At 72.9% G+C, this 5528-nt stretch carries 4 protein-coding genes; 1 reads left to right on the forward strand and 3 read right to left on the reverse strand.

The window, feature by feature from the left end:
- Window positions 1-314: 314 nt before the first annotated feature.
- Genes FNQ90_RS11215 through pdhA form a run of 3 tightly spaced genes read right to left on the reverse strand, consistent with a single transcriptional unit; the run spans window position 315 to window position 4283 of the window.
- Window positions 315-1871 (reverse strand): dihydrolipoamide acetyltransferase family protein, encoded by a 1557-nt coding sequence (locus FNQ90_RS11215; protein WP_182606233.1) that lies wholly within the window; start codon window positions 1869-1871, stop codon window positions 315-317.
- A 56-nt stretch (window positions 1872-1927) separates the two neighbouring features.
- On the reverse strand, window positions 1928-2926 hold the full coding sequence (locus FNQ90_RS11220) for an alpha-ketoacid dehydrogenase subunit beta (protein WP_143620609.1): 999 nt from the start codon (window positions 2924-2926) through the stop codon (window positions 1928-1930).
- Window position 2927: 1 nt separating this feature from the next.
- Window positions 2928-4283, reverse strand: a complete 1356-nt coding sequence (pdhA, locus tag FNQ90_RS11225; RefSeq protein WP_407699342.1) for a pyruvate dehydrogenase (acetyl-transferring) E1 component subunit alpha — start codon at window positions 4281-4283, stop codon at window positions 2928-2930.
- A 363-nt stretch (window positions 4284-4646) separates the two neighbouring features.
- Between pdhA and FNQ90_RS11230 the strand changes: the two genes are divergently transcribed.
- Window positions 4647-5330, forward strand: coding sequence for a response regulator (locus tag FNQ90_RS11230; protein ID WP_143620605.1), 684 nt, complete (start codon window positions 4647-4649; stop codon window positions 5328-5330).
- Window positions 5331-5528 lie beyond the last annotated feature (198 nt).

A 5528-nucleotide genomic window follows, 5' to 3' on the forward strand; every position in this document is an offset into this window, starting at 1 on the left:
CGTCCGCCCCGATCCCGACTTCCGGGGGTGGCCGGCACGGGGGTTCGGCCGTCCCCGGGACCTCCCCGTTCCCGGCCCCGTGGAGGGTCGGGAACGGGGCTCGAGACTCGCCCGGAGGCCCGGAGGCTGCCGTCCGCTCGCCCGCCCGGTGATCCGGAGCCGGGCGCGAGGCTTCACCGCCCCCGTGCCGGAACCCCCGACGCACGGCGCCCCGTCGCCCGGTCGGGGGACCGGGCGACGGGGCGCCGTGTCGGACGGATGCCGCCCGTGCCCGCCGTGCCCATCCGGGAGCGAGCGGGCACGGCGGCCGGGAGTCAGGTCCAGGAGATCAGCCGCTGGGGGTGCTCCAGCACCGCCGCGGTGTCCGCCAGGACCTTCGAGCCGAGTTCACCGTCCACCAGGCGGTGGTCGAAGGACATCGCCAGCGTGGTGACCTGGCGAGGCTTGACCTTGTCCTTGTGAACCCAGGGCTGCGGCTTGATGGTGCCGACCGCCAGGATCGCGGACTCTCCGGGGTTGAGGATCGGCGTGCCGGTGTCCACGCCGAACACCCCGATGTTGGTGATGGTCACCGTGCCGCCCTGCATGTCGCCGGGGGAGGTGCGCCCCTCGCGGGCGGTGGTCACCAGATCCGTCAGGGCCCGGGACAGCTCGGGGAGGGTCTTGGTGCCGGCGTCCTTGATGTTGGGCACCAGCAGCCCGCGCGGCGTGGCGGCCGCGATCCCGAGGTTGACGTAGTCCTTGATCACGATCTCCTGGCGTTCCTCGTCCCAGGAGGCGTTGATCTCCGGGTGTCGGCGGATCGCGACCAGGAACGCCCGGGCCACCATGAGCAGCGGGTTGATGCGCAGCCCCTCCAGCGAGGGATCCTTGCGCAGCTTCTCCACCAGCTTCATCGTGCGCGTCACGTCGACGGTGACGAACTCGGTGACGTGCGGTGCCGTGAAGGCGCTGGAGACCATCGCCTTGGCGGTGGCCTTGCGCACCCCCTTGATCGGCACCCGGCGCTCGCGGATCAGCTCCATCGACTGGGGCTCCACGGTCGGGGCCTCCGCCCGTCCGCGGTCCCCGGTCCCGTCGACGATCTCCGCGGGGCCCGTCTCCGGGCTCGGCGGGGCGACCGTGGCGGCGGTGGTCCCGGCGGCCTTCCCGGCACCCGCCGGGGCGGCGGCGCGCTCGGCGTGGGCGCGCACGTCCTCACGGGTGATGATGCCGTCCTCGCCGCTGGGCGTCACCTCCGCCAGGTCGATGCCCAGGTCACGGGCGAGCTTGCGGACCGGCGGCTTGGCCAGGGGCCGCCCCGTCGTCGGCGTGGCGGTCACGGGTTCCGCCACGGGCTCGGCCACGGGTTCCGCCACCGGGGGGGCGGACGCGGCGGGAGCGGTGCCGTTGGCGGCGGGCGCGCCCGCGCCGGCACCGGCACCGGCCGTCTTCCGCGGGCGGCGTCGGGTGGTGCCGGAGGAGACGCCGTAACCCACCAGTACCGGTTCGCGGGTCTCCTTCGCGGCGCCGCCCCCGTCGTCACCGGAGCCCGGCGCGGGGGCCCCGGGTGAGGTGCCCGTGTCCGCCGGCGCGGCGGTCGCCGCCCCGGTGTCCCCGGCGACCGCGCCCGGCTCGGTGGCCGCCGGCGGCGCCGCGGGCCCGGCCGTCGGGTCGGTGTCCACGCTGATGATGGCGGTGCCCACGTCAACCGTGGTGCCCTCGTCGAACAGAAGCTGTGCCACCACCCCGTCGTACGGGATGGGCAGCTCCACGGCGGCCTTGGCGGTCTCCACCTCCACCACGACCTGCCCGTCGGTGACCGTGTCCCCCGGCTTCACCAGCCAGCTGAGGATCTCGGCCTCGGTCAGTCCCTCGCCCACGTCGGGCATGCGGAACTCGCGGAATCGCTCCGCGGCGTTCGTCGTCACGACTTCCCTCACCCCTCTCAGAACGCCAGCACGCGGTCGATGCCGTCCAGGACCCGGTCGAGTCCGGGCAGGTACTCCTCCTCCAGACGCGCCGGCGGGTACGGGGCGTGGAAGCCCCCGACCCGCAGCACCGGCGCCTCCAGATGGTAGAAGCAGCGCTCCGTGATGCGGGCGGCGATCTCCGCGCCCGCGCCGAAGAAGACCGGTGCCTCGTGGACGACCACCAGCCGGCCGGTGCGCTCCACCGATGCCTGCAGGGTGTCGAAGTCCATGGGGGAGATGGACCGCAGGTCCACCACCTCCACCGAACGGTTCTCCTCCGCCATCGCCTCGGCGGCGCGCAGCGCGGTGCGCACGGTCGGGCCGTAGGCGGCGAGGGTGAGGTCGGTGCCCTCCCGCAGCACCCGGGCCCGGTGCAGGGGCTCGGCGTCGCCGTCGGGGACCTCGGTGGTGACCTCCCCCTTGTCCCAGTAGCGGGACTTGGGCTCGAAGAAGATCACCGGGTCGTCGCAGTCGATGGACTGCCGCAGCATCCGATAGGCGTCGTCCGGCGTGGAGGGGGTGACGATCTTCAGGCCGGCGACATGCGCGAAGAGTGCCTCCGGCGACTCGCTGTGGTGCTCCACCGCGCCGATGCCGCCCGCGTAGGGGATGCGGATGACGACCGGCAGCTTCACGGTGCCCAGGGCACGGGCGTGCATCTTCGCGAGCTGGGTGACGATCTGGTCGTAGGCGGGGAAGACGAAGCCGTCGAACTGGATCTCGCACACCGGCCGGTAGCCGCGCAGGGCGAGGCCGATGGCGGTGCCGATGATGCCGGACTCGGCGAGGGGGGTGTCGATGACCCGCTCCTCGCCGAAGTCCTTCTGCAGCCCGTCGGTGATGCGGAAGACACCGCCGAGCTTGCCGACGTCCTCTCCCATGATCAGGACCTTGGGGTCCGCCTCCATGGCGTGGCGCAGCGATGTGTTCAGCGCCTTCGCCATCGGCATGGTGCGGGTCTCGGTGGTCGCCATGTCAGTTGCCCTCCCCGTGGGTGTCCTCGAAGGAGGCCAGGTAGGCGGCGAACTGCGCCCGCTCCTCGTCGACCAGTGCGTGTCCGTCGGCGTAGACGTTCTCGAAGATGGCCATGGTGTCGGGGTCCGGCATGGTGCGGATGGCCTCCCGGACGCGGCGGCCCAGCGCGTCGCTCTCCTCCTCGACGGCGGCGAGGGCGTCGGCGTCCATCAGCCCTTCGCGCTCGAGGTGGGTGCGCAGGCGCAGGAGGGGGTCGCGGGACTCCCAGGCGAGGCGCTCGTCGTCGGAACGGTAGCGGGTGGGGTCGTCGGAGGTGGTGTGCGCGCCCATCCGGTAGGTGAACGCCTCGACGAGCATGGGACCGCCGCCGGTGCGGGCGCGTTCGACGGCGGCGCGGGTGACGGCGAGGACCGCCAGCACGTCGTTGCCGTCCACGCGGACACCGGGGAAGCCGTACCCCGCGGCGCGCTGGTACAGCGGGACGCGGGTCTGCTTCTCGGTGGGCTCGGAGATGGCCCACTGGTTGTTCTGGCAGAAGAAGATCACCGGCGCGTTGTAGACCGCCGAGTAGGTGAACGCCTCGGCCACGTCGCCCTGGCTGGAGGCGCCGTCACCGAAGTAGGCGACGACCGCGGACTCCGCGCCGTCCTTGGCCACGCCCATGGCGTAGCCGGTGGCGTGCAGGGTCTGGGAGCCGATGACGATGGTGTAGAGGTGGAAATTGTTGCCGTTGGGGTCCCAGCCGCCGTTGTTCACGCCCCGGAACATGCCGAGGAGCTGGGCGGGGTCGACGCCGCGGCACCAGGCGACACCGTGCTCGCGGTAGGTGGGGAAGACGTAGTCGTCGTCCCGCAGCGCGCGGGCGGAGCCGATCTGGGCGGCCTCCTGGCCGAGCAGCGAGGGCCACAGGCCCAGCTCGCCCTGGCGCTGGAGGGATGTGGCCTCGGCGTCGAAGCGGCGGGTGAGCACCATGTCGCGGTACAGGCCGCGCAGCTCGTCGGCGTCGAGGTCGATGGCGTAGTCGGGGTGCTCGACGCGCTCCCCCTCGGGGGTCAGCAGTTGCACCATGTCGGGGCCGCCGAACTCGTCGTGGTGCCCCGGGGCGTCGGTGTTCCCGGACTTCGCGGCGGTCCCGCGGCTGCCGGCGCGACCGGACGCGGTCTTCTTCGCGGCACCCTTCCGCGCGGCGCCCGTGCTCTTCGCGCGGCCGGCGGCACCGCTCGCGGTGGTCTTCCCACCGGTCCTGCGCTTCGTCGTGCCGGTGTCCTTTCCGGTGGTGGTCTGTTCGGTGGAACCGTCGGTTCCTCCACCACCGTCTCGTGGCCGGCTGCGCGCGGCAGTGCTCTCCACGGTCACGTGTGCTCCTCCGTCGGTCCGGCCCCCGGGGTCCACCGGGTACCAGGGCGGCTCGCCCGGTGCCGTGCGGCGCACGGGGTGGGTGCGGCGCGGACGGCCCGAGCGTGACAGGTGTCCCGTTCGACGGCCCGCTTGACAACACCGTACCCAGTGTTCCGGAGAACCGTTAAACGTCCCTGACCTGCGGATTTACCTGGATGGCCAAGTATTTTCCGCCGGGCCGGGAACGACACTGGTCACAGCCTTGCGAGTCGCGGAGGGACTTTCCCCGCACGGTAACGCGACCGACCGGGTTACGGGAAGAGCGGAGATGGGGGTGGCGCGGGGTCGGCACGGGGAGCGTCACCGTGTGACACTGGCAAAGTGCGTAAAGAAGGCGAAAACGGAACAATCACCGTATTCCTCGTCGACGACCACGAGGTGGTTCGGCGCGGCGTGCACGAGATGCTGTCGTTGGAGGAGGACATCGAGGTGGTCGGGGAGGCCGGGACGGCGGCCGACGCGATGGCCCGCATCCCCGCCGCCCGGCCGGACGTCGCGGTCCTGGACGTGCGTCTGCCCGACGGCAGCGGCGTGGAGGTCTGCCGAGAGATCCGTTCCCGGGAGGAGGGCATCCGCTGCCTGATGCTGACCTCGTACGCCGACGACGAGGCGCTCTTCGACGCCATCATGGCCGGCGCCTCGGGGTACGTCCTCAAGGCGATCCGCGGCTCGGAGCTGCTGTCGGCGGTGCGGGACGTGGCCGCGGGCAAGTCACTGCTGGACCCGGTGGCCACCCAGCGGGTGCTGGAACGGCTCCGGGACGGCGCCACGGCGCGGGGGGACGAGCGGCTGGGCCGGCTCACCGACCAGGAGCGCCGCATCCTCGACCTGATCGGCGAGGGTCTGACCAACCGGGCCATCGGTGAGCGTCTGCACCTGGCGGAGAAGACCATCAAGAACTACGTCTCCAGCCTGCTCGCCAAGCTGGGGATGGAACGGCGCTCCCAGGCCGCCGCGTACGTGGCGCGTCTCCAGGCCGAGCAGGGGCGGCCGGGGGGCGACTGAGGGCCCGGGCCGGCGCGGGTTCCCCCGCGCGAGCCCCGGGCGGGCGCCCGGCACGGCCACCCGGGCCCTCCTCACCACCCCCGGGCGCCGCGGGCCGGAGGGGCACCGGGCCCGAAACCGCCGTTCGCCGCCATCGCGCCCACCATCGCGCGCCCACCATCGCGCGCCCGCCATCGCGCCCCCGCACCACGGTGCCCG

Source organism: Streptomyces alkaliphilus (genome assembly GCF_014141535.1).
GTDB lineage: Bacteria > Actinomycetota > Actinomycetes > Streptomycetales > Streptomycetaceae > Streptomyces > Streptomyces alkaliphilus.

What these genes read in the sequence shown, in the direction of transcription:
- FNQ90_RS11215 (WP_182606233.1), bottom strand. Translation starts at nt 1,871, where the DNA reads ATGCCCGACGTGGGCGAGGGACTGACCGAGGCCGAGATCCTCAGCTGG.
- FNQ90_RS11220 (WP_143620609.1), bottom strand. Translation starts at nt 2,926, where the DNA reads ATGGCGACCACCGAGACCCGCACCATGCCGATGGCGAAGGCGCTGAAC.